Below are 22075 nucleotides of genomic sequence, written 5' to 3'. Positions count from 1 at the left end.
GAAGTGGGCGCCGGCCCGGCTAGCGGTCAGGCGCGGTGATAGGGGTGATTGGTCATGATGGCCCAGGCGCGATAGAGCTGTTCGGCCAGCACCACGCGCACCATGGGATGCGGCAGCGTCAGCGACGACAGCCGAAGCTGCCCGCTGCACGAGGCTTTCAGGTCGGCATCCAGGCCGTCTGGCCCGCCGACGAGAAAAGCCACGTCTTGCCCGCCAGCCCGCCACTGTTCCAGCTTTTGCGACAGAGCCATGGTGGTGAGGTCGCGCCCGCGCTCGTCCAGCGCCAGGCGCAGCGCACCGGCCGGCAAAGCGGCTTCGATCCGCTTGGCTTCCGCCGCCATCATCTGCGCGGGCGTCTTGCCGGTGGTGCGGGGTTCAGGCTTGATCTCGCGCAGTTCCAGCGCGCAATCGGCGGGCAGGCGCTTGGCGTAATCGGCCCAGGCAGTCTCTACCCAGTCCGGCATCCGAGTGCCTACGGCCGCAACGATCAATTTCACGGCAAAGACTCAGTGGTCGACGTCGTCGTAGTTGCTGTCGGTCGGGATCGGCGCAACGCGCGTCGATTCCGGCAGCAGCTTCACGCGCACCGGCTTGCCGCCCCAGATTTCTTCCAGGTTGTAGTACTGGCGGATGGCCGGTTGCATGATGTGCACGACCATGTCGCCCAAGTCGACGACGACCCATTCACCGGTGTCTTCGCCTTCGATCGTGATGCCCGAGAGATCGAGCGAGCGGCCGCGATCAGCCACGCTGGAAGCGAGCGCGCGGGTTTGGCGGTTGGAGGTGGCGCTGGCAATCACGACGCGATCAAACAGACTCGTCAGATGCGTGGTGTTGTAGACCTTGATGTCTTGCGCCTTGACGTCTTCGAGGGCATCGATGACGGCGCGTTGGAGTTTCGTTATATCCATAGCTGCAAATATAACCCGCGGACGGACGGCGGATGCCGGCTCCGTGACGCTTTCAGCGCCCGGCGGGTGAGGTTTATCGGTAAAGTTGGTGCGCCGCAATATAGGCGGCGACCGACGGGGCCAGCAGGCCTTCAGTGGATTCGCCCGCGGCCAGACGCCGGCGGATGTCGGAAGCGGAAACCGCCATGGGTGAAAACGGCAGCTCTTCCAGCTGGCGGCCCTGTTCTTGCAGGCAGGCGGCCAATTCGGCCGGCGGCGTCAACGGGGTGCCAGGGCGGGTGGCCACGGCCAGATCCACCAAGCTGGCGATGTCGCGCCAGTGGCGCCACGTGCAGAAATTGGCTAATTGGTCAGCGCCCAGCAGCCAGACATAGCGCGCGTCCTGGGGCAGGGCGCGCAGCGTGTCGATGGTGTAAGTTGCGCCACCGCGTTCGATTTCGATGGGGTTGACGCTTAAACCGTCGTGGCCGGCGATGGCCAGTTCCAGCATGTCGCAGCGTTCATCGCCCGTGGCGTGCAAGGCCGCGCGCTGCCACGGGTTGGCGGCGGGGATCAGTTCCACGCCGGTGAGCCGCAGCGTGTCCAAAGCGTTCTGCGCCAGCGAGATGTGGGCGATGTGGACGGGGTCGAAACTGCCGCCCAAGAGACCGATGCGCTTCAAACCCAATCCCGTGGCGTCAGATAGGCGGCGAGCTCGGCCTCGGGCGTGCCCGCCTCTGGCTGCCAGTCGTAACGCCATTGCGCCAGCGGCGGCATCGACAGCAGGATCGATTCCGTCCGGCCGCCAGATTGCAGGCCGAACAGCGTGCCGCGGTCGAAGACCAGATTGAACTCGACGTAGCGGCCCCGGCGGTAAGCCTGGAAATCGCGCTCGCGTTCCGAATACGGCAACGTGCGGCGGCGTTCGACGATGGGCAGGTAGCTGTCCAGAAACGCATCGCCAACTGAACGGGTCAAGGCGAACGAGGCATCGAAGCCCGGGGCGTTCAGGTCGTCAAAGAAAATGCCGCCGATGCCCCGCGTTTCGTTGCGGTGCTTCAGAAAGAAGTATTCATCGCACCAGCGTTTGTAGCGCGGGTAGTAGTCGGGGCCGTGGCTGGCCAACGCGTCGCGGCATACCGTATGGAAGTGCCGGGCGTCTTCTTCGAAAGGATAGTAGGGCGTCAGGTCGATGCCGCCGCCGAACCAGAAGACGTCGGATTCGTCGTGGCCCGGGCGGGCCGCGGCGACGAACATACGCACGTTCATGTGCGTGGTCGGCACATAGGGGTTGCGCGGATGCAGCACCATGGATACACCCATGGCTTCCCAACTGCGTCCAGCAAGCTCGGGCCGGTGGGCGCTGGCCGACGGGGGCAGTTTCGTGCCCTTGACGTGGCTGAACAGCACACCCGCCCGTTCGAACAGCTTGCCGCCTTCCAGCAGGCGCGACAAACCGCCGCCGCCTTCGGGCCGCACCCATTCATCGGCGCGGAAGGCGCCGCCTTCCGCGTCTTCCAAAGCCCCGACGATGCGGGCTTGCAAGCCGGTGAGATAGTCGCGGACAGTCGTGACGGGCAAGGCGTTCATCAGCGCTTTCCGGTTACGCGTTGGACTTGGGTTTTTGCTGCGACGGCTTCAGCGCGCGCCAACCGATGTCGCTGCGGTACTGGCGGCCATCGAAGTGGATGCCGTCGATGGCTTCGTACACGCGGTCGCGGGCCATCTTGACCGAGTCGCCCAATGCCGTCACGCACAGCACGCGGCCGCCGGTGGTCTTCGTGTCTTCGCCGACCAATTCCGTGGCGGCGTGGAAGACCATGCAGTCTTCGGCGTCGGCGGGCAGGCCGCGGATGACGTCGCCGGTGCGCGGCGTGTTCGGGTAGTTGTGCGAGGCCAGCACGACGCCCAGCGCGGTGCGGCGGTCCCAGACGATGTCGGCCTGGTTCAGCGTGCCGTCCACGGCGTGTTCAAGCGCGTCCAGCAGGTCGCTCTTGACGCGCATCATGATCGGCTGCGTTTCCGGATCGCCCATGCGGCAATTGAATTCAAGCGTCTTGATCTCGCGGTCGGGATCATCGCCCGGGGCGATCATCAGGCCAGCGTACAGGAAGCCGGTGTAGGGGATGCCGTCGCGCGTCATGCCCTGCACCGTCGGCAGGATGATTTCGCGCATGATGCGGTGGTGCAGTTCCGGCGTGACGATCGGCGCGGGCGAATACGCGCCCATGCCGCCCGTGTTGGGACCCTGGTCGCCGTCTTGCAGACGCTTGTGGTCCTGGCTGGTGGCCAGGGCCAGCACGTTGCGGCCATCGCACATGACGATGAAGCTGGCTTCTTCGCCCACCAGGCATTCTTCGATGACGACGCGCGCACCGGCGGCGCCCATCGAGCCGTCGCCCAGCATCGCATCGACGGCGGCGTGCGCCTCTTCGAGCGTAGCGGCTACGACGACGCCCTTGCCGGCAGCCAGGCCGTCGGCCTTGATGACGATGGGGGCGCCTTCCTGGTCAATATAGGCGTGGGCCTGGACCGGGTCGGTGAAGGTGGCGTAGCGCGCCGTCGGGATGTTGTGCCGGACCATGAAGGCCTTGGCGTAGTCCTTCGAGCTTTCCAGCTGCGCGGCGGCCTTGGTGGGGCCGAAGATCTTCAGGCCGCGGGCGCGGAACACGTCCACGACGCCCGAGGCCAGCGGGGCTTCCGGGCCAACGACCGTCAGCGCGATGCCTTCGCGCTGGACGAAATCGGCCAATTCCTCGGCATTGGTGAGCGGGATGTTTTCCATCTGCTCGGCCCGTTGCGTGCCGCCATTACCCGGGGCGACATACACCTTGTGTACGCGCGGGGAGCGGGCGAGCCGCCAGGCGAGGGCATGTTCGCGGCCGCCCGAGCCAATTACCAGGAGTTTCATGTTGCGTGATTCTGAAGGTTGCCACTCTAGCCCGTGGAGAAGGCAACGGACCCGAGACATTCCGGGTCCGAATATCACCCTGGCAAGACGGCGGATGCCGCCCGGCCAGGACGGTGGGATTTACTGCGCTTCGTCGAAAATGACAGTGGTATAGACTTCCTGCACGTCGTCCAGGCCTTCCAGGGCGTCGAGCAGTTTCTGCATCTTGATGGCGTCTTCGCCGGCCAGCTCGGTTTCGTTCAGGGCCTTCATGACGATGCCATCCACTTCGGCCTTCAAGCCAGCGTCGTCGAACGCCTTGCGAACCGCGGCGTAATCGGCCGGCGCGCAAACGACTTCGATCACGCCTTCGTCGTCAGTCGTGACGTCTTCGGCGCCCGCGTCGAGTGCGGCTTCCATGACCTTGTCTTCGGGCGTGCCGGGGGCGAACACGAATTGGCCGCAGTGCTTGAACATGAAGGCCACCGAGCCTTCCTGGCCCAGGTTGCCGCCGTTCTTGGCGAAGGCGTGGCGCACTTCCGCCACGGTGCGGGTGCGATTGTCGGTCATGCAGTCGACGATGACTGCCGCGCCGCCGATGCCGTAGCCTTCGTAGCGGACTTCCTCGTAGGCGTCGCCGTCTGCGCCGCCCGCGCCACGCTGGATGGCGCGCTGGATGTTGTCCTTGGGCATGTTGGCGTCAGTGGCCTTGTCCCAGGCCATGCGCAAGCGCGGATTGCTGTCCGGGTCGGGGCCGCCGGCGCGCGCCGCCACGGTAATTTCACGAATGATCTTGGTCCAGAGCTTTCCGCGCTTGGCGTCTTGACGCCCTTTGCGGTGCTGAATATTGGCCCATTTGCTGTGTCCGGCCATGGCTTCCCAGGATAAATTGTCTGCAAAGAAGGCATTTTACCGTGACGGCGGCCTGCGCGCCCGGCGCTGTCTTGCCTGTGTCCTTATTGCCACGCGCACAAGGCGCGCGGCAAGCTCTACACTTGGGCATCTTTTTGATCCCTGGTCCGGAGTGCTGCACATGCCCAACCCCATCGTCATCGCCAAGAACGCGCAGACCGAGTTGGCGCTGCTGCCTGCGCTGGCCAACCGCCACGGATGCATCACCGGCGCCACGGGCACCGGCAAAACCGTCACGCTGCAAGTGCTGGCGGAGTCTTTTTCCCGGATCGGCACGCCGGTATTCATGGCCGACGTCAAAGGCGACCTGACCGGCATTTCCCAGGCGGGGGCGGCCAGCCCCAAGCTGAGCGAGCGGTTAAAGAGCCTGGGCCTGTCGGAACCGGTCTGGGGCGCCAGCCCCGTCACCCTGTGGGACGTGTTCGGCGAGCAGGGCTTACCCGTGCGCGCCACCATTACGGATATGGGGCCGCTCTTGCTGTCCCGCATCCTGGAATTGAATGACACGCAGGAAGGCGTACTGACGCTGGTATTCAAGGTGGCCGACGATGAAGGCCAACTGCTGCTGGATTTGAAAGACTTGCGCGCCATGCTTCAGAACGTGGCGGATCGCTCGGCCGAACTCAAAACCCGCTATGGCAACGTGTCGTCCGCCAGCGTCGGCGCCATCCAGCGCGGCTTGTTGGCGCTGGAGTCCCAAGGCGCGGAAAAATTCTTCGGCGAACCGATGCTGGACGTGGCCGACCTGATGCGCACGGACGCCCAGGGCCGGGGCATGGTCAACGTACTGGCTGCCGACAAGCTGATGCAGGCCCCGCGCCTGTACGCCATCTTTCTGCTCTGGCTGCTGGCTGATCTGTATGAAAAGCTGCCGGAAGTGGGCGACATGGATCAGCCCAAGCTGGTCTTTTTCTTCGACGAAGCCCATCTGCTGTTCAACGACGCCCCGGCGGCGCTGCTGACAAAGATCGAGCAGGTCGTGCGCCTGGTGCGTTCCAAGGGCGTGGGCGTTTACTTCGTCACGCAGAATCCGCTTGATATTCCCGATACCGTGCTGGGCCAGTTGGGCAACCGCGTCCAGCACGCCTTGCGGGCCTTTACGCCGCGCGACCAGAAGGCCGTGAAAACGGCCGCCCAGACGATGCGCCCCAATCCGGGGCTGGATATCGAAGCCGCCATCACCGAACTGGGTGTGGGCGAGGCGCTGGTATCCCTGCTGGACGCCAAGGGCCGCCCGATGCCGACCGAACGCGCGTACATCGTGCCGCCCGCCAGCCGGATCGGCCCGGCCACCGATGCGGAACGCCAGGTCTTGCGCCAGGGCAGCCCGATGGCCGCGAAGTACGAAAAAGCCATTGACCGCGATTCGGCCTATGAAGTCCTGGCCGGGCGCGCTGCGGTGCCGGTGGGGCAGCCGGGCGCCAAGGCGCCGGCGCAGCCCGGTGGCGCTCCGGCGCCCGCCGAGGAGTCCGGCGGCGGCCTGATGGACAGCCTGAACGACGTCCTGTTCGGCTCGACCGGGCCACGAGGCGGCAAGCGCGACGGCGTGGTGCAGACCATGGCCAAGAGCACCGTCCGCTCGATTGCGCGGGAGCTCACGCGCGGCTTGCTGGGTTCATTGCTGGGGTCGAAGGGCCGCCGCTGAACGTCCCGCGTAATCGTCAGCAGAATAAGCCCCGTCGATTTGTAACGGGGGTGTTGCGCTGCGGCGGTTTATGCCTATGATTCTGGGCGTTCTATCAAAGGAAAATTAAGGAAACGTGGTGGCTAAGAAACACAAGATAGCGGTGATTCCAGGAGACGGTATTGGCAAAGAGGTCGTGCCGGAAGGGTTGAAGGTGCTGGATGCCGTGGCGACGCGCTTCGGCATCGAATTCCAGTGGGATCATTTCGATTGGAGCTGCGACTATTACGCCCAGCACGGCAAGATGATGCCGGACGACTGGAAGGCGCAGATCGGTCAGCATGAGGCGATTTTCTTCGGTTCGATCGGCTGGCCCGCCACGGTGCCGGATCACGAAGCGCTGTGGGGTTCGCTGTTCAAATTCCGTCGCGAATTTGACCAATACATCAATTTGCGGCCAGTGCGCCTGATGCCCGGCGTACCGTCGCCGCTCGCAGACCGCAAGCCGGGCGACATTGATTTCTTCATCGTCCGCGAAAACACGGAAGGCGAATACTCCAATAGCGGCGGCCGCCTGTTCGAAGGGACGGAGCGCGAAGTCGTCATTCAGGAAAGCGTATTTACGCGCATTGGCGCGGATCGTGTGCTGAAGTTCGCGTTTGAACTGGCCCAGAAGCGCGGCAAGCACCTGACCGCCGCCACCAAATCCAACGGCATTTCCATTTCGATGCCGTGGTGGGACGAGCGCGTGGCCGATATGGCCGGGAACTATCCGGACGTTCGCTGGGACAAATACCACATCGATATCTTGTGCGCGCATTTCGTGCAACATCCTGACTGGTTCGACGTGGTCGTGGCTTCCAACTTGTTCGGCGACATCCTTTCCGATCTGGGTCCGGCCTGCACGGGAACGATTGGCATTGCTCCGTCGGCAAACCTGAACCCCGAGCGCAAGTTCCCGTCACTGTTCGAACCGGTGCACGGTTCGGCGCCGGACATTTATGGCAAGGGCATCGCCAACCCGATCGGGCAGATCTGGAGCGGCGCACTGATGCTTGATTTTCTGGGGTACCCGGAAGCGTCGGCCGCTGTGGTCAAGGCGATCGAAACCGTGTTGGCCGATGGCCCGCGCACCCGGGACATGAAAGGCAACGCGTCGACTGTCGACGTTGGCAACGCGATTGCGTCGCTGATTTCTGCGGGTTAAGCGCATTTAGCGAGTACGGCCAATCTGGCTAGTAGATGGAAAACTCAATCGTTCCTTCTTCCGCCGCCGCCCATGTGGGCGGCGGCCGGGCCGACCGATTCGTACGCAAGCTGTTCCGCCTGCTGCGATCCCGCACGCAACGTCACAACCAGCATCTGTGGCCTTTCGTGCGCATCTGGCGGGACCGGTCCGGGGCGATTTGCGGTTTCCGGGCCTTTGGCCGCTCGCTGCCCATCACCCCGCTGGCGCAAGGGTACGACCCCGCCGATGAAACCGTGCATCTGATCCTGAGCGGCCCTTCGGTCGCCGAGATTCCCTACGATCAGCTGGAAATTGGTGCGGCAATGGGCGTCAATGGCGCCATTGCGCTGGCTCGCAAGTTCGACCTGAAGTTCAAGTATTACTGCATCATCGACCAAAATTTCGTGCGGGATCGCATCGAGCTCGTACGCGAAATCGTCAGCCGCGACCTGACGCTGTACGTGTTCCCCGAAGTGCTGCGCTACATCATGCAAGGCATTCCCCAGGATCAGATCCGCTGCCGCATCTGCGTCATCGAACTGATCTCCGAGCGCGCCTATCAGCGTACTTCCGCGCCCGCCATGCTCAAGCGGATTGCCGCCGCCACGCCTGACGTGCAATTGCTGGACGCCAAGCAAGGCCTGGGTTATAGCTTTGACGCCTCGCTGGGCGTGTTCGACGCCGACACGGTGGCCTATGCCGCGTTGCAGGTGCTGATGTCCAGCGGCGCGCGCCAGGTGTACGTGCATGGGCTTGACCTGACCGTGCAGCATGGCCTGCGCTTCTACGACGAAGGCGCGAACCCTCAGACGAGCCGTCTGGCGCGGAAGTTCGCCCACCTGATTGAACCGTCGTTCCGGTTTGCGTCAGCACAATGGCGCGCGCGCGGCTTGTCGGTATTCAATTTGTCGCCCGTCAGCGCCTTGTCGGCTGACATCATCGAACGCATGGATTGGCATGCGCTGCTTAAAGACAGCGTGGCCAATGAAAAGAGCGCCTGACAAGGCGCTCTTTTTTTTGAAGCATCGTTCCGCGCCTTAATGCGCGCCCGCCGCCGCTTCGGCCGCACCGCCCCCCGCGCCCGCCTTCGTTGACCGTGGGCGCGCAAACCACACCAACCCCGTCAGCATCAGGAAGATGATCGCCGAAGCGTAGAACACGTCCACGGCGGACATCGTGAACGCCTGCGCGTTGACCAGCCCGTCCACCATCGTCAGCGCTTGCTGGTGCGACAGGCCCATGCCGTTTTGCAGCGTGTTCATGGTCTGGTCGAACGCCTGCTGGCCAGGCTTGGCGATCTCGGTCAGTTGGGCGTGGTGCATGGTGGCGCGGTTTTCCCACAGCGTGGTCGCGATGGACGTGCCGAATGCGCCTGCGGTCAGCCGCAGGAAGTTCGACAGGCCCGAGGCCGCCGGGATGCGCCAGGGCTCAATGCTGGACAGCGTGATCGATGTCAGCGGCACGAAGAACGCCGCCATGGCCGCGCCCTGGATGATGGTCGGCAGCATCAGCGTGCGCACATCCGTCTGGGTGTTGAAACCCGACCGCATGAAGCAGACCAGCGCGAAGATCAGGAACGCTACCGTCACAATCTGGCGCGGGTCACGCGTGGCCAGCATCTTGCCCACCAGCGGCGTCAGCAAAATCGCCAACAAGCCCACGGGCGCCGTCACCAGGCCGGCGTAGGTGGCGGTGTAGCCCATATTGCTTTGCAGCCACAGGGGCAACAGCACCACGTTTCCGAAGAACACGCCGTAGGCCACCGCCAATGTCAGCGCGCCCACCGTGAAGTTACGTATCTTGAACAGGCGCAAGTCCACAACGGGGTGGGCATCGGTCAGTTCCCAGATCAGGAAGAAGACGAAGGCTACAAAAGCCGTGGCGGCCAGCGCAATGATGGTCGGGCTGGCAAACCAGTCCAGCTCTTTGCCCTTGTCCAGCATGATCTGCAGCGCGCCCACCCACACCACCAGCAACACCAGGCCCAGCTTGTCGATGGGCAGCTTGCGGGTCATCGATTCGCGGTTGCCGTAGATGCGCCAGCTGATCCAGGCCGCCAGCAGGCCGACCGGCACGTTGATGTAGAAGATCCACGGCCAGGTGTAGTTGTCGGAAATCCAGCCGCCCAGCAAAGGCCCGGCCACGGGCGCGACCAGTGTGGTCATGGACCAGACCGCCAGCGCCATGCCCGCCTTGGACTTCGGGAAGCTGGCCAGCATCAGCGTTTGCGACAGCGGGATCATCGGGCCGGCCACCGCGCCTTGCAGCACGCGGAAGGCGATCAACGCTTCCAGTGATGGCGAAAAACCGCACAGCCACGAGGCCAGCACGAACAGCAGGGTCGAGATCAGGAATAGCCGGACCTGCCCGAAGCGCTGCGTCAGCCAGCCGGTCAACGGCACCGTGATGGCGTTGGCGACGGCGAACGACGTGATCACCCAGGTGCCTTGGCTGGAACTGACGCCAAGATCGCCCGAGATGGTGGGAATGGACACGTTCGCGATCGAGGTGTCCAGCACGTTCATGAACACCGCCGTGGACAGGGCGATGGACCCGATGATGCGGGTCGCGCCTTCCAGCGGCGGATAAGTGCCCGGCGGGCGGGCGGGTTCGGCGGGGGGCGCGCCTGCGCCCGCGGGCTGGGCGGTCGTGCTCATGATGCCAGGTTGTCTTCGATGATCTTGTTGATCATGGTGTCGACTTCGCCGTGCGCCGGGTCGAAGGCGCGCGTCGACCATGCCGGCTCATTGCGCACGGCTTGCGTCAGCGGTTCGCCTTCTTGTTGGCCGACGTCGACTTCCACGTCCATCGACAAGCCCACGCGCAGCGGGTGCGACTTCAGGTCTTCGGGGTCCAGCGTGATGCGCACGGGTACGCGCTGCACCACCTTGATCCAGTTGCCGGTGGCGTTCTGAGCGGGCAGCAGGGCGAAGGCGCTGCCGGTGCCGGCGTCCAGGCCGGAGATCTTGCCGTGATAAGTCACCGAGCTGCCGTACAGGTCGGCCACCATCTTCACCGGCTGGCCAATGCGCATCTTGCGCAGCTGGCCTTCCTTGAAGTTGGCTTCCACCCACACCTGATCCAGCGGCACCACCGTCATCAGCGCATTGCCGGGGGCGACGCGTTGGCCCACCTGCGCGCTGCGGCGGGCGATGACACCGCTTACCGGCGCGGGAAGTACCGTGCGCGACTGCGCCAGCCACGCGTTGCGCAGGCCGGCTGCGGCTTGCAGCACGTCAGGGTGATTGGCCACTGTCGTGCCTTGCGTCAGCGCCTGGTTGGTCGCCAGCTTGGCGCGCGAAGCGGCCAGGGCGGCCTTGGCTTGCGCCAGACCAGATTGCGCGGACTTCAAAGCGGCTTCGGCGTGGAGAATTTCTTCACCGCTGACGCCACCGGATTTCGCCAATTGCTGGCGGCGGCTGACGTCGCTTTGCGCGCGGGTCAGTTCAGCCTGCGCGCGCAAGATGTCGGCGTTGCGCAGGTCGACATCGGCGGCCAGCGCGTCGTTCTGGACGTAATACGTACGAACCTGGCGCACCATCTGCGCCAGTTTGGCCTGGGCCTGTTGCAGCGCGATGTCGGTGTCGGCAGAGTCCAGCCGTATCAGCGGCTGGCCGGCGGTGACGGTTTCGGTGTCGTCGGCTTCGATGGCGACAACGGTGCCCGGCACTTGCGGCGTGATCTGCACAAGATTGCCGTGCACGTAGGCGTCGTCGGTGCTTTCAAAGTGGGCGCCAAACAAGAGCCACCAGATGCCGTAGGCGATGGCGACCAGAATGAAGACGCCGGTCGCCAGCAGCATCAGGCGTTTGCGGGCGGGGTTGGTGGTGGGGGTGGCAGCGTTCATGACGTCTGAATCCGGGGATCGTTCAATGAATGGAGGTCGTGGCGGGGGCGTAGCCGCCGCCCAGCGCGTTGGCCAGGTTGGCGTCGAGCTGATAAGCGCGGATGCGCAGGTCGGTATCCAGGCGGGCTTGGGTCAGCACGCCGGTTTGCGCGATGAGCACGGTGATGTAGTTGCCCAAGCCGGCCTTGTAGCGGTTGACCGCCAGGTCGTAGGCGGCCTCGATGGCTTCACGTGCCTGGCGCTGTTGGGCGCGTTCCTGGTCCAGCAAACGCAGGCCGTCCAGCGCGTCGGCCACTTGATGCACGGCGTCCAGCACTGCCTGGTTGTAGTCAGACACGGCCAGGTCGGCGTCGGCGCGGCGGCCGGCCAGATTGGCGTTGAGCTCGCCGCCATGGAAGATCGGCAACGTGATGGCCGGGCCGAAACCTGCGGTGCGCGCGGCGGCGCCCAGCAGATTGCCCGTGCCCAAGGCCTGGAAGCCGGCGAACGCGGTCAGGTTCACGTTGGGATAGAACTCGGCCTTGGCGGTGTCAATGGCGCTACGGGCCGCTTCGGCGCGCCAGCGCGAGGCGACGACGTCGGGGCGGTGGCCCAGCAGGTCCAGCGGAATGTCGGTGGGCACCACGCCAGCGGGGGCGGTCAGGTCCACGGCAACCAGCGATTGGCCCCGTTGCGGGCCTGCGCCTGTCAGCGCGGCGACCTGGTTGCGCAATTGCGCCAGCGTCGTCTCGGTCTGGGTCAGTTCCACGCGGCCGGCAGCCAGCGACGATTCCGCCTGCTTCACTTCCACCTGCGTATCCAGGCCGGCGCTGTAACGCCCTTGCGTCAACGACAGCACGTCGGCGCGCTGCGCGATCACGCGCTTGAGCACGTCGCGCTGGGCGAAGGCATTTTGCAGGTTCAGGTAGGCGCGGACGGTGGCGCTGGCCAGCATGTTGCGGGCGGCTTGCGCATCGGCGGTAGCGGCTTCGCGTTCGGACACCGCCGATTGCAGGCGCGACCGGTTCTTGCCCCAGAAATCAAGCTCGTAGCTGAAATCCAGCGCCAGCCGGTTGTCGCTGACGACGGAGCCGCCCAACGGCGCGGGGTAGATGTAGTCCGAGGAAAGGTGTTCGCGGGTCAACGTGTAATCGGCATCCACGCGCGGCATCAGCGGGGCGCGTGCGGTGCTGACGGCGGCGTTGGCCTTGGCCAGGCGGGCCTGTGCAGCGCTCATGGACGGGCTGTTGGCCAGCGCTTCGTCCATCAGCGCATTGAGCTGGCTGTCGCCGTAGCGCTGCCACCATTGCGTCTCGGGCCAGGCCGTGTCGTGGCCCGTCAGCCCCAGCTTGGCCGCATCCAGCGCAGCAACGGGCTCGGAGCCGGGCTCCATCAGTGCGCAACCGCTCAGGGCCAGCACCAATACGGTAGAAAGAAGGCGTTTCATCCTGACTGTTTGCTGAAAGTAATTGATTAATCTGTATTTGCCTAGGCAAATATTATGCCAAATAAAACCCCCAGGCACGGGGGGAGGGCAGGTGGGAAGATCGTCGTCAGCGTTCGGGAGCCGAGCCGGAAGCGGAACCGTTGGCGATCATGCGACGCATGAAATGCATCAGCTGGGTGACTTCGTCCGCCGTGAAACCACGCAGATGGTGGTTGAGCGAACGGGCGATATTGGGGGGGATTTCACGCGCCATGGCTTCGCCGAGTTCGGTCAGTTCGATCTTCACGACGCGGCGGTCTTGCTGGCTGCGGTTACGGCGCAGCAGACCTTTAGCCTCTAACCGATCCAGCGCGCGGGTCATGGCGCCGGTGTCCATGTCGTTCAAGCGCGCCAGTTCGGCGGGCGTATCGGCGCGGCCCAGATAGACCATGGCCAGGGGGCGCCACTGCATGGCGGTCAGGCCAAGCGGGGCCATTTCCTGGTCCAGCATCCGGGTCAGGGAGTGATAGGCCAGCTTGATCAAATAACCAGCGTTGTCTTCCGCCATGCAGCGGTTATCACTGCGGTAATGGACGGGAGTTTCTGACGACGGCGGGGAAGTTTCGGCATTCATGCGCCGAATTTTACTGCCTAGTCAGTTATTGTCAAGGCTGTGATTTTGCGATGGCTTCCGCGTCGGCGTCGGCCGTTGGGCTCTTGCGCAACCCCGACAAAACGATGGCGGCCACGATCAGCACGGCGCCCGCAATCATGCGCGGCGTGGGCTGCTGGCTGAACAGCATCCAGGCAAAGGCGATGGCGTAGACCGGTTCCAGCGCAATCACCAGCCCTGCGCTGCGCGCGTTCAACTGCGTCAGGCTGGAGACAAACAGGTAGTGCGACAGGCCTGTGCAGAACACGCCCAGCAAGGCCAGCCAGAACCAATCGACCGCCGGCAGGGCGGGCAACTGGCCCACGGCGAACGGCACCATGACCAGCGCCACCACCACGTTCTGCCAGCAGGCGACCTGCATCGGGTCCATGCCCGAGGCCGAGCGGCGGTTGCTCAGCGCCAATAACGCGAAGGTCAGCCCGGAAAGCAGGCCCCAGGCCAGGCCGATAGTGCCCTGGTCCGCGAAGTCGAATGATGGCGTAACCAGCACCAGACCGGCGGTGACCAGACCCAACAACATCCATTCCGCCGCGCGGATGCGCTCGCGGAACAGCAGGCCCTCAAATAGCGTGATGAAGGCCGGGAAGCTGGCAAAGCCCAAGGTAGCGATCGCGATGCCGCCCACTTTGACCGAAATGAAGAAGGTGACCCAGTGCGCCGCGAGCAGCGCACCGGCGATCACCAGCACGAACAGTTGTGCGGGCGTCAGCACGCCCATCAGGGGCTGGCGGCGCAGGCGGGCGAATATCCCCAGCGAAATCACCGCGAAGACGGCCCGGCCCAGCGTGATGACGGCGGCGCTGGCTTGTATCAACTCCCCGAAAACGCCGGTCAGGCCGAACAGCACGGCGGCAATATGTATAGAGGTCAGAGCGCGTTGTCGGGTCATGCGAGGGGGGCGGTGGATGCCAAAAAGCGTAGTTTGAGCGTGCAAATCGGATTGCACTGAATTTAAAATCATCGCATGAATCGTATCGCCAAGCTTTTGCCGCTCTCGCTCCCGTCCGGCCGCGCGGCCGGAATCCTCATGGCGACGCTTGGCGCGGTGCTGTTTTCAGCGAAAGCGATCGTCGTCAAATTCACCTATCGCTACGGCATCGACGCGGTGACGCTCATCGCCTTTCGCATGCTGTTCGCCATGCCGTTCTTCGCCGCGGTGGCCTGGCATCAGTCGCGCCGGGCCGCGCGCGGCGAAATCGTGGTGATGACCAATAAGGAACGCGCCCAGGTCATCGTGCTGGGCCTGCTGGGTTATTACCTGTCGAGCTTCCTGGACTTTCTGGGGCTGCGCTACATCACGGCCAGCCTGGAACGGCTGATCCTGTTCCTGTCGCCGTCGCTTGTCGTGCTGCTGTCCGCGTTCTGGTTCAAGCGCCCGGTTGAACGCCGCCAATGGATGGCCATGGTGCTGTCTTACGCGGGCGTGGTGCTGGTGTTTGCCCACGACCTGTCCTTTGGCGGGGGCGGCGAGGTGCTGTTAGGGTCTTTGTTCGTTTTTGGTTCGGCGGCAAGCTATTCTGTGTACCTGATTTGTTCCGGCGAACTGATCAAGCGGGTGGGGCCGACGCGGTTGGTGGCTTACGCCATGCTCGTGTCGTGCGTGGCCTGCATCATCCAGTTTTTCGTGATTCACCCTCCGTCGATGCTGATCCAGCCGATGGGGGTTTACGGATATTCCGTGATCCACGCCACGCTGAATACGGTCGTGCCGGTCTTCATGCTGATGTGGGCGGTGTCGTTGATCGGCGCGCCCACGGCGTCGCTGCTGGGCATGATGGGGCCGGTGTCAGTGCTATTCCTGGCGTCGTGGTTCCTGAACGAGCCCATCACGGTGTGGCAGATGGCGGGAACCGCGCTGGTGTTGACCGGCGTATTCGCATTGATGGGCGGCGGCCCCAAACCCGCACCCGCGCCCACGCGCGAGGCCGGAACGCCGCCGCGGTGACGCCCGATTTTCCCGATGGTTCGCATTAATTTCAATGAAAGGAGGCCAGCATGGCCAGCAATCTCGTCAAGGCAATTCGTATCGAGCAGCACGGTGGTCCCGAAGTCCTGAAGCTGGTCGAGGTGGAAGTTCCGCCGCCCGCCGCCAATGAAGTCACGATCGAGCAGCACGCCGCCGGCCTGAATTTCATCGATATCTATTTCCGCACGGGCTTGTATCCCCATCCGCTGCCGCATGGCCTGGGCTTCGAAGCCGCCGGCGTGGTGACGGCCGTGGGCGCTGGCGTCAAACACCTGAAGAAGGGCGACCGCGTCGCCTATGGCCAAAGCCCGATCGGCGCCTACGCCAAGGCCCGCAACGTGCCTGCCCAGCAGGTCGTCAAGGTGCCCAAGGGCATTGGTTTCGACGAAGCCGCCGCGCTGATGTTGAAGGGCCTGACGGTGCAATACCTGTTCCGTCAGACCTATCGCCTGCAAGGCGGTGAAACGATTCTGTTCCATGCGGCCGCAGGCGGCGTGGGCCTGATCGCTTGCCAGTGGGCCAAGGCCCTGGGCGTGAAGCTGATCGGCACCGTCTCCAGCCCCGAAAAGGCCGAACTGGCCCGCGCCAACGGCGCATGGGAAACCATCGACTACTCGCGTGAAAACGTGGCCGAGCGCGTGCTGGAACTGACCGGCGGCAAGAAGGTGCCGGTGGTGTATGACGGCGTGGGCAAGGACACGTGGGAAACCTCGCTGGACTGCATCGAGCCGCGCGGCCTGATGGTCAGCTTCGGCAACGCGTCTGGCCCGGTGGCCGGCGTCAACCTGGCCGTGCTGAACCAGAAGGGCAGCCTGTATGTCACGCGTCCGTCGCTGGGCGTGCACGTGAACACGCTGGAAAAACTGCAAGCGGCTTCCGAAGAAGTGTTTGACCTGGTCCTGAAGAAGAAGATCAAGGTCCGTATCGACCAGCGCTACACGCTGGAACAAGCAGGCGAAGCGCAGACCGCGCTGGCCTCGCGCAAGACCACGGGCGCCACGGTGCTGATGCTGGACTGATCGGCATCGGCGCTTGTTCGCTTGAACCCTGAATCAGGGCCGCAAGCGGACAAGTCCAAGGCCAGGCAATACGCGTCACACGCGGCTTGCCTGGCCTTTTTGTTTTTGCGCCGCCGTGCGCAGAATGACAAATCCCCATGCACGGCCCGACAAGCCAGCGCAAAACGCCGTTGCTATTCTGGCTCCACCCTTTTCGTTGGAGCGTCAGATGTCTTCAGCAAGCGAGTTTGCTCCGGCCGCCGTCACGCCAGACCGTCCCGAACTGGGCGCGATCCGTGAATTCATGTTGATCGACGGCAAGCCGGTGCATGACGAGCAGGGCAAGCCCATTCCCGTTTATGACCCGGCCACGGGCCAGGTCATTGCGCATCAACCCGATGCCGGGCCTGCGCAAGTGGATCTGGCGGTGCAGGCCGCGCACCGCGCTTTCGCATCGGGGCCGTGGCGCGAGATGTTGCCCGCGGGGCGTGAGCGCCTGCTGCTGAAACTGGCAGATCTGCTCGAACAGCACGGCACCGAATTGGCGCGGCTGGAAACGCTGAACAACGGCAAGCTGCTGGGCATTGCGCAGGGCCTGGAAGTGGGGGCGGGCGCGCAATGGCTGCGCTACATGGCCGGTTGGGCCACCAAGATCACGGGCGACACGTTGTCGCTATCGATTCCGTTTCCGCCGGGCGTTCAGTACAGCGCCTACACGCTGGCGCAGCCCGTGGGCGTGGTCGCCGCCATCATCCCCTGGAATTTCCCGCTGTTGATGGCGGTATGGAAGATTGCCCCCGCGTTGGCGGCTGGATGCACCGTCGTGCTCAAGCCCGCAGAAGAAACCCCGCTGACCGCCTTGCGGCTGGCCGAGCTCGTGCTGGAAGCCGGCTTTCCACCCGGCGTCGTCAACGTGATCACCGGGCGGGGCGAAACTGCCGGCGCGGCTCTGGTGGCGCACCCGGGCATCGACAAAATCGCCTTCACCGGGTCCACCGAAGTCGGCAAGCTGATCGGCCGGGCCGCCATGGATGACATGAAACGGGTGTCGCTGGAACTAGGCGGCAAGTCTCCGGTGATTGTGCTGGACGATTGCGATGTGGATCGTGCCGTGCAGGGCGCCGCCGCCGCCATCTTCTTCAACCAGGGGCAAGTGTGTACGGCGGGTTCGCGCCTGTATGTGCAGCAGGGCCTGTACGCAAAGGTCGTGCAGGGGCTGGCCGACATGGCCGCCAGCATGACGCTGGGTTCCGGCTTTGACGCGGCCACGCAGATCGGCCCGCTGATTTCGGCGCGGCATCAGCAGCGCGTCATGGACTACATCAGCATTGGCCGCGCGGAAGGCGGCCGGGTGCTGGCGGGGGGCGCGGCGGTCGACGGCAACGGGTATTTCGTGCGGCCCACCGTGTTTGCCGATGTGCCGCAAGGGGCGCGCATCACCCAAGAAGAAATCTTCGGTCCCGTCGTCGTGGCGCAACCGTTCGACACCCTTGACGACGCCGTGCGGCTGGCCAACGACAGCGCGTTCGGCCTGGGCGCCAGCCTCTGGAGCAATGACCTGACCCGCGTGCAACGCCTGATTCCGCGCATTGACGCAGGCACCGTCTGGGTCAACACCCACAACATGCTCGACCCCAACCTGCCGTTCGGCGGGTTCAAGCAATCCGGCATCGGCCGCGAACATGGCCGCGCCGTGCTGGAGATGTACCTCGAGAAGAAGTCCGTTTGCATCGCGTACTAGCACGGCGATAAGCGCCGACCAAGCCGGGGCATACCGGCGGCGGCGCCCTCGCAAGACCAAGGGGAATGGGATGGCAGGCAACACTCGTGGCCTCGTACGTATACGCGCAAGCGCAGCGCTGGTGCTGGCTTGGGCGGGCACGTCGCAGCCGGCGTGGGCGGGCGACCCCAGCGCGCGCGACTGGATTCCGGCGCCAGTAGGCACCAACATCGTGGCCGGCTATCTGGCCGGGCTGCGCTCGTCGGGGCTGTACTCGGAAGGCAAGCGCGTTGACGGCGCGTCCGTAGATGTGAATGCGCTGGTCTACCGCCAGATGCACTATCGCGACTTCTACGGCAAGACGGTGCAGCTGGAATTCATCGTGCCGATGTACCGGACCTCGTTGGACGTGCCCGGCGTGCCTGGCGACCACCAAACCGGTATTGGCGACGTGACGCTGGGCTCGGCGATCTGGCTCTACAACAACGAACAAACCAAAACCTGGTTCGCCTGGGAGCCTTTCATCGTGGCGCCTGTTGGGCGCTATGACGGCTCGCGTCCCGACGTGTCGCCGGGCAAGAACCGCTGGTCCACCATCCAGGATTTTTCGTTCGTCCAGGGCGTGGGTGAATCCACGTTCCTGGAAGCGATTGCCGAAGTTGAAATCTACGGGCGCAACACGGACTGGTACGGCCAGACCTTGAAGAAAGACCCATCGTTCCGCTTTTTCGCGTTGGCCTCCACCAACCTGACGCCGGACACCTACACGGGCATCCGCTATCGGTACGAAACGGGCGGGCGCGAAACGTCATCGGGGGAAACGGTGGCGACGCGGGCGCGCAATCATCAACTGGCGCTTGAGCTGACGCATCAGATCAACGACGCCAACCAGATTCAGATGCAGTACATCCACGACCTGAAGGTCGAAAACGGGCCTCGGATGCGTGGCGTGCAATTGCGCTACGTCTACGCGTTCTAGGGAGTCGGATCATGAGATCAGGAGAATATCGATGATTGCGCTTCGAGCCACATCACGCGCATTGCGGGCGGGACGCTGGGCATTGTGCGCCGCCTTGGCAAGCGCCACGGGCCTTGCCTGGGCGGACTTGCCCATAGAAGAACTCAAGGGGGGCACCCGCTTGCCGCCCGCAACACCRCATCGGCTGTACGTGATGGACACGTCGTTCAACCATATGGTCGACAGCCGCGTCAACCTCTATGACGGCGACTCCGGCAAATACCTGGGGATGATTCCGACATCGTTCAACGGCCACATGACGGTGTCCGCCGATGGCCGCGACATCTACGTCATGACGACCTATTACGAACGCTTGAACCGCGGCAAGCGCACCGACCTTATCGAAGCCTGGGACGCCGAGACGCTGACGCCCAAATACGAGGTGCCCATTCCGAAAAAGCGTGCGCAAGCCTTGAACTACCGCAACTACCTGCGCCAAAGCACGGATGGCGGTTTGCTCTTTGTGCAGAACGCCACGCCCGCCACTTCGGTAACCGTGGTGGACCTGAAGACGCGCCAGTTCGCCGACGAAGTGACGGCGGCCGCGGGCTGCTGGAGCATCATTCCGCTGCCCTCGCGACCGCGCAGCTTCGCCACCATCTGCGGCGATGGCGCGCTGCTGACCATTGATCTGGATGCGGCTGGCAAGCCTTCCGGCCAGCAACGCAGCAAGCCGATGTTCGAGCTGGAAAAGGACCCGGTCTTCATACACACCGAGAACCTGGGCGACACCTTCTACTTTGTGTCCTACAACGGCAACGTCTACAGCGCGGATTTCAGCGGCAAGGAAGTCAGCTTCGGCGCGCCATGGTCACTGCTGGACGCCTCCGGCAAAGACCGCGGCTGGCGGCCTGGCGGCTACAGCCTGCTGGCCATCAACCAGGCGTCCAAGCGGATGTATGTGGCCATGCATCCGAATGGCGCGGAAGGCTCGCACAAGACGCCCGCCGCCGAAATCTGGGTCTATGACCTGGCCACGCACAAGCGGGTGGCGCGCGTGCCGGGCAAGGGCGCGTTGTCGATGTCGGTCTCGCAGGACGACAAGCCCCGCCTGTTCACGATTGATGGCGGCAACGTCAGCATCTTTGACGCCACGCCTGTCGCACCGGTGTTTCAGCGCACGATCCAGGCGGCGGGCGAAACGGCGTTGCAGGTTGAGCCGCAACCACTGGGAGGCCCGCGATGAACGATCCCGTGCTGTTCTATGGCGCTAGTGCCGCGCTGTCCTGCGTGCTGTTGTTGGGCGCGCTGGAAAAAGTGAAGGACATGGCGGCGTTTTCTGCTGCCGTGTTGGCGTACGGCATTTTGCCTTCGGGCGTAAGCGGGGCGTTCGCGCGTGTTTACGTGCTGGCCGAAATTGCCGCAGGCGTGTTGTTGCTGATGCCCGGCTGGCAGGCAGCGGGCGCGGCGCTGGCATTGGGGGTGCTGGCCGTGGCGACGGCAGGCCTGGTCTACAACCTGGCGCGCGGGCATCGCGATATCGACTGCGGCTGCGGCGGCCCCGCCAGCCCAGCGGCGGGCGCCACGCGCACCGGCCTGTCGTGGTGGCTGGTGCTGCGCAACGGCGCACTGGCGTTGTGGACATTGCCGGCGCTAAGTGTGTTCGCCGGGCAGGCGCGCGCTCTGCAATGGGCGGACGCCGCCGCCGTCTTCGGCCTGACGACCACCGCGGTGGCCTTGTACTTCACCGCCAATCACCTGTTGGCCTCGCATCTCAAGCTGCGCAACCTTTGAAGGAGTTTCATATGGATGCCTTGATCATTTCCAACGTTCTGCTGTGGGGCGTGGTGCTGTGCCTGGTGCTGGTCATCCTTGCGCTGTCCCGCCAGATTGGCGTGCTGTACGAACGCGTGGCGCCGATGGGGGCGCTGACGATGGACAAGGGCCCGGCGGTGGGGGACGCCGCGCCGCATTTCGAACTGCCTGATCTGCTGGGCCGCCGCATCACGATTGGCGAACGCGGCCAGCACAGCCAACTGCTGTTCTTTCTGTCGCCCACGTGCCCCGTATGCAAGAAGCTGCTGCCTATCCTGAAGTCGGTGGCCAGCACGGAAAGCGCGTGGTTGCGCATCGTGTTGGCCAGCGACGGCGAAATGCCCGAACACCTGGCGTTCTACAAGCAGGCGGGGCTGGAGCGCTTTCCGTATCTGCTGTCGGCGGAACTGGGCATGAAGTTCCAGATCAGCAAGCTGCCCTACGCCGTGCTGATGGACGAAACCGGCACCTTGCGCGCCAAGGGGCTGATCAATTCCCGTGAGCAGCTGGAAAGCCTGTTCACGGCCAAGGAGCTGGGCGTGGCGTCGGTGCAGGATTTTCTGGCCGGCAGCATGGACGAGACCCGAGTGTCCCGCAAGGAGAGCGGCAATGCATTGGCTGGATAAACTTGGCGAGCGCGCTACGCGTTCCGTCGCGCATGCAACGTCCCGGCGCAGCGTGCTGAACCGCATCGGCAAGTTGCTGGTCGGCACAGCTTTTCTGATGCCGGTGCTGCCGGTTGCGCGTTCGGCGCCCGCAGCGGGCAAGAAGCCGCAGATGGACGACACGGCGTGCGATTACTGGCGCTATTGCGCGGTGGATGGCTTCCTGTGTTCCTGCTGCGGCGGCAGCATGACGTCGTGCCCGCCCGGCACATCGCCGTCCGCCGTGTCGTGGGTGGGCACTTGCCACAACCCGCTGGACGGCAAGGACTACCTCATCAGCTATAACGATTGCTGCGGCAAAGCGGCGTGCGGCAAATGCATGTGCGCATCGGCCGAGCGCGAACGTCCGGGCTATCAGATGTTCCTGCATAACGACATCAACTGGTGCATGTCGAACGAGTCGTCGATCTTCCACTGCACGACGTCTGTCATCGTGGGGCTGGCCAAGCCGCAATCGCAACCGAAGGCAGCGCCGAAACCATGA

Annotated in this window: 22 protein-coding genes; 11 read left to right on the top strand and 11 right to left on the bottom strand. The window is 64.2% G+C overall.

Going from position 1 to position 22075, the window contains the following annotated elements; translation table 11 throughout:
- Nucleotides 1-26: 26 nt before the first annotated feature.
- The 6 genes from rlmH to AC1DSJ_RS25820 all read right to left on the bottom strand — a co-directional run bounded on the left by rlmH (nt 27) and on the right by AC1DSJ_RS25820 (nt 4653).
- Complete coding sequence (gene rlmH / locus AC1DSJ_RS25845) at nt 27-497, bottom strand: 23S rRNA (pseudouridine(1915)-N(3))-methyltransferase RlmH (protein ID WP_050449060.1); 471 nt, start codon at nt 495-497, stop codon at nt 27-29.
- 9 nt (nt 498-506) lie between these two features.
- The gene (gene rsfS, locus AC1DSJ_RS25840; protein WP_175169772.1) at nt 507-911 is read right to left on the bottom strand and encodes a ribosome silencing factor; all 405 of its coding nucleotides are present in this window, start codon (nt 909-911) and stop codon (nt 507-509) included.
- 73 nt (nt 912-984) lie between these two features.
- The gene (gene nadD / locus AC1DSJ_RS25835; protein WP_441372409.1) at nt 985-1572 is read right to left on the bottom strand and encodes a nicotinate (nicotinamide) nucleotide adenylyltransferase; all 588 of its coding nucleotides are present in this window, start codon (nt 1570-1572) and stop codon (nt 985-987) included.
- Nucleotides 1569-2480 (bottom strand): oxygen-dependent coproporphyrinogen oxidase, encoded by a 912-nt coding sequence (gene hemF / locus AC1DSJ_RS25830; protein ID WP_441372408.1) that lies wholly within the window; start codon nt 2478-2480, stop codon nt 1569-1571. Before hemF ends, nadD begins: the two co-directional genes overlap by 4 nt.
- Before the next feature lie 13 nt (nt 2481-2493).
- Complete coding sequence (gene purD, locus AC1DSJ_RS25825) at nt 2494-3801, bottom strand: phosphoribosylamine--glycine ligase (RefSeq protein WP_054427392.1); 1308 nt, start codon at nt 3799-3801, stop codon at nt 2494-2496.
- A 120-nt stretch (nt 3802-3921) separates the two neighbouring features.
- Nucleotides 3922-4653, bottom strand: a complete 732-nt coding sequence (locus AC1DSJ_RS25820; RefSeq protein ID WP_054427393.1) for a YebC/PmpR family DNA-binding transcriptional regulator — start codon at nt 4651-4653, stop codon at nt 3922-3924.
- Between the two features lie 160 nt (nt 4654-4813).
- On the opposite strand from AC1DSJ_RS25820, the gene AC1DSJ_RS25815 reads away from it, so the two are divergent.
- The 3 genes from AC1DSJ_RS25815 to AC1DSJ_RS25805 all read left to right on the top strand — a co-directional run bounded on the left by AC1DSJ_RS25815 (nt 4814) and on the right by AC1DSJ_RS25805 (nt 8545).
- Nucleotides 4814-6337: a helicase HerA-like C-terminal domain-containing protein gene (locus tag AC1DSJ_RS25815; RefSeq protein WP_342066916.1), complete on the top strand. Its 1524-nt coding sequence runs from the start codon at nt 4814-4816 to the stop codon at nt 6335-6337.
- A 118-nt stretch (nt 6338-6455) separates the two neighbouring features.
- Nucleotides 6456-7523 carry a tartrate dehydrogenase gene (locus AC1DSJ_RS25810; RefSeq protein WP_054427395.1) on the top strand — a complete coding sequence of 356 codons (1068 nt, stop codon included), beginning with the start codon at nt 6456-6458 and terminating at the stop codon, nt 7521-7523.
- A gap of 35 nt (nt 7524-7558) precedes the next feature.
- Nucleotides 7559-8545 carry a hypothetical protein gene (locus AC1DSJ_RS25805; protein WP_342066915.1) on the top strand — a complete coding sequence of 329 codons (987 nt, stop codon included), beginning with the start codon at nt 7559-7561 and terminating at the stop codon, nt 8543-8545.
- Between the two features lie 36 nt (nt 8546-8581).
- Here the strand turns inward: AC1DSJ_RS25805 and AC1DSJ_RS25800 are convergent, their stop codons facing one another.
- The 5 genes from AC1DSJ_RS25800 to AC1DSJ_RS25780 all read right to left on the bottom strand — a co-directional run bounded on the left by AC1DSJ_RS25800 (nt 8582) and on the right by AC1DSJ_RS25780 (nt 14358).
- Nucleotides 8582-10201: a DHA2 family efflux MFS transporter permease subunit gene (locus AC1DSJ_RS25800; RefSeq protein ID WP_254600535.1), complete on the bottom strand. Its 1620-nt coding sequence runs from the start codon at nt 10199-10201 to the stop codon at nt 8582-8584.
- The gene (locus AC1DSJ_RS25795; RefSeq protein WP_175169776.1) at nt 10198-11391 is read right to left on the bottom strand and encodes an HlyD/EmrA/EmrK family protein; all 1194 of its coding nucleotides are present in this window, start codon (nt 11389-11391) and stop codon (nt 10198-10200) included. The genes AC1DSJ_RS25800 and AC1DSJ_RS25795 overlap by 4 nt, the downstream gene beginning before the upstream one ends.
- Before the next feature lie 22 nt (nt 11392-11413).
- A complete protein-coding gene (locus tag AC1DSJ_RS25790) occupies nt 11414-12817 on the bottom strand; it encodes an efflux transporter outer membrane subunit (protein ID WP_054427398.1) in 1404 nt (467 codons plus the stop codon).
- A gap of 106 nt (nt 12818-12923) precedes the next feature.
- Nucleotides 12924-13430 (bottom strand): MarR family winged helix-turn-helix transcriptional regulator, encoded by a 507-nt coding sequence (locus AC1DSJ_RS25785; protein ID WP_054427399.1) that lies wholly within the window; start codon nt 13428-13430, stop codon nt 12924-12926.
- Between the two features lie 31 nt (nt 13431-13461).
- Nucleotides 13462-14358, bottom strand: a complete 897-nt coding sequence (locus AC1DSJ_RS25780) for a DMT family transporter (protein ID WP_441372407.1) — start codon at nt 14356-14358, stop codon at nt 13462-13464.
- 75 nt (nt 14359-14433) lie between these two features.
- Here AC1DSJ_RS25780 and AC1DSJ_RS25775 point away from each other — a divergent pair, with 75 nt between their 5' ends.
- The 8 genes from AC1DSJ_RS25775 to AC1DSJ_RS25740 all read left to right on the top strand — a co-directional run bounded on the left by AC1DSJ_RS25775 (nt 14434) and on the right by AC1DSJ_RS25740 (nt 22075).
- A complete protein-coding gene (locus AC1DSJ_RS25775) occupies nt 14434-15414 on the top strand; it encodes a DMT family transporter (RefSeq protein ID WP_054427401.1) in 981 nt (326 codons plus the stop codon).
- Nucleotides 15415-15464: 50 nt separating this feature from the next.
- Complete coding sequence (locus tag AC1DSJ_RS25770; RefSeq protein WP_441372406.1) at nt 15465-16454, top strand: quinone oxidoreductase family protein; 990 nt, start codon at nt 15465-15467, stop codon at nt 16452-16454.
- A gap of 208 nt (nt 16455-16662) precedes the next feature.
- The gene (gene styD, locus AC1DSJ_RS25765; RefSeq protein WP_441372405.1) at nt 16663-18174 is read left to right on the top strand and encodes a phenylacetaldehyde dehydrogenase StyD; all 1512 of its coding nucleotides are present in this window, start codon (nt 16663-16665) and stop codon (nt 18172-18174) included.
- Nucleotides 18175-18244: 70 nt separating this feature from the next.
- On the top strand, nt 18245-19132 hold the full coding sequence (locus tag AC1DSJ_RS25760; protein ID WP_054427404.1) for a transporter: 888 nt from the start codon (nt 18245-18247) through the stop codon (nt 19130-19132).
- Between the two features lie 31 nt (nt 19133-19163).
- Nucleotides 19164-20357 carry an amine dehydrogenase large subunit gene (locus tag AC1DSJ_RS25755; protein WP_441372404.1) on the top strand — a complete coding sequence of 398 codons (1194 nt, stop codon included), beginning with the start codon at nt 19164-19166 and terminating at the stop codon, nt 20355-20357.
- On the top strand, nt 20354-20905 hold the full coding sequence (locus AC1DSJ_RS25750; protein WP_441372403.1) for a MauE/DoxX family redox-associated membrane protein: 552 nt from the start codon (nt 20354-20356) through the stop codon (nt 20903-20905). The genes AC1DSJ_RS25755 and AC1DSJ_RS25750 overlap by 4 nt, the downstream gene beginning before the upstream one ends.
- 11 nt (nt 20906-20916) lie before the next feature.
- Nucleotides 20917-21552 (top strand): methylamine dehydrogenase accessory protein MauD, encoded by a 636-nt coding sequence (gene mauD, locus AC1DSJ_RS25745; protein WP_175169782.1) that lies wholly within the window; start codon nt 20917-20919, stop codon nt 21550-21552.
- On the top strand, nt 21536-22075 hold the full coding sequence (locus AC1DSJ_RS25740; protein WP_342066911.1) for a methylamine dehydrogenase light chain: 540 nt from the start codon (nt 21536-21538) through the stop codon (nt 22073-22075). Before mauD ends, AC1DSJ_RS25740 begins: the two co-directional genes overlap by 17 nt.

This window comes from Achromobacter sp. 01N37, assembly GCF_056399725.1.
The sequence above is the reverse complement of the archived record's forward strand: the minus strand, read 5'-3'. Positions and strand labels throughout refer to the sequence as shown.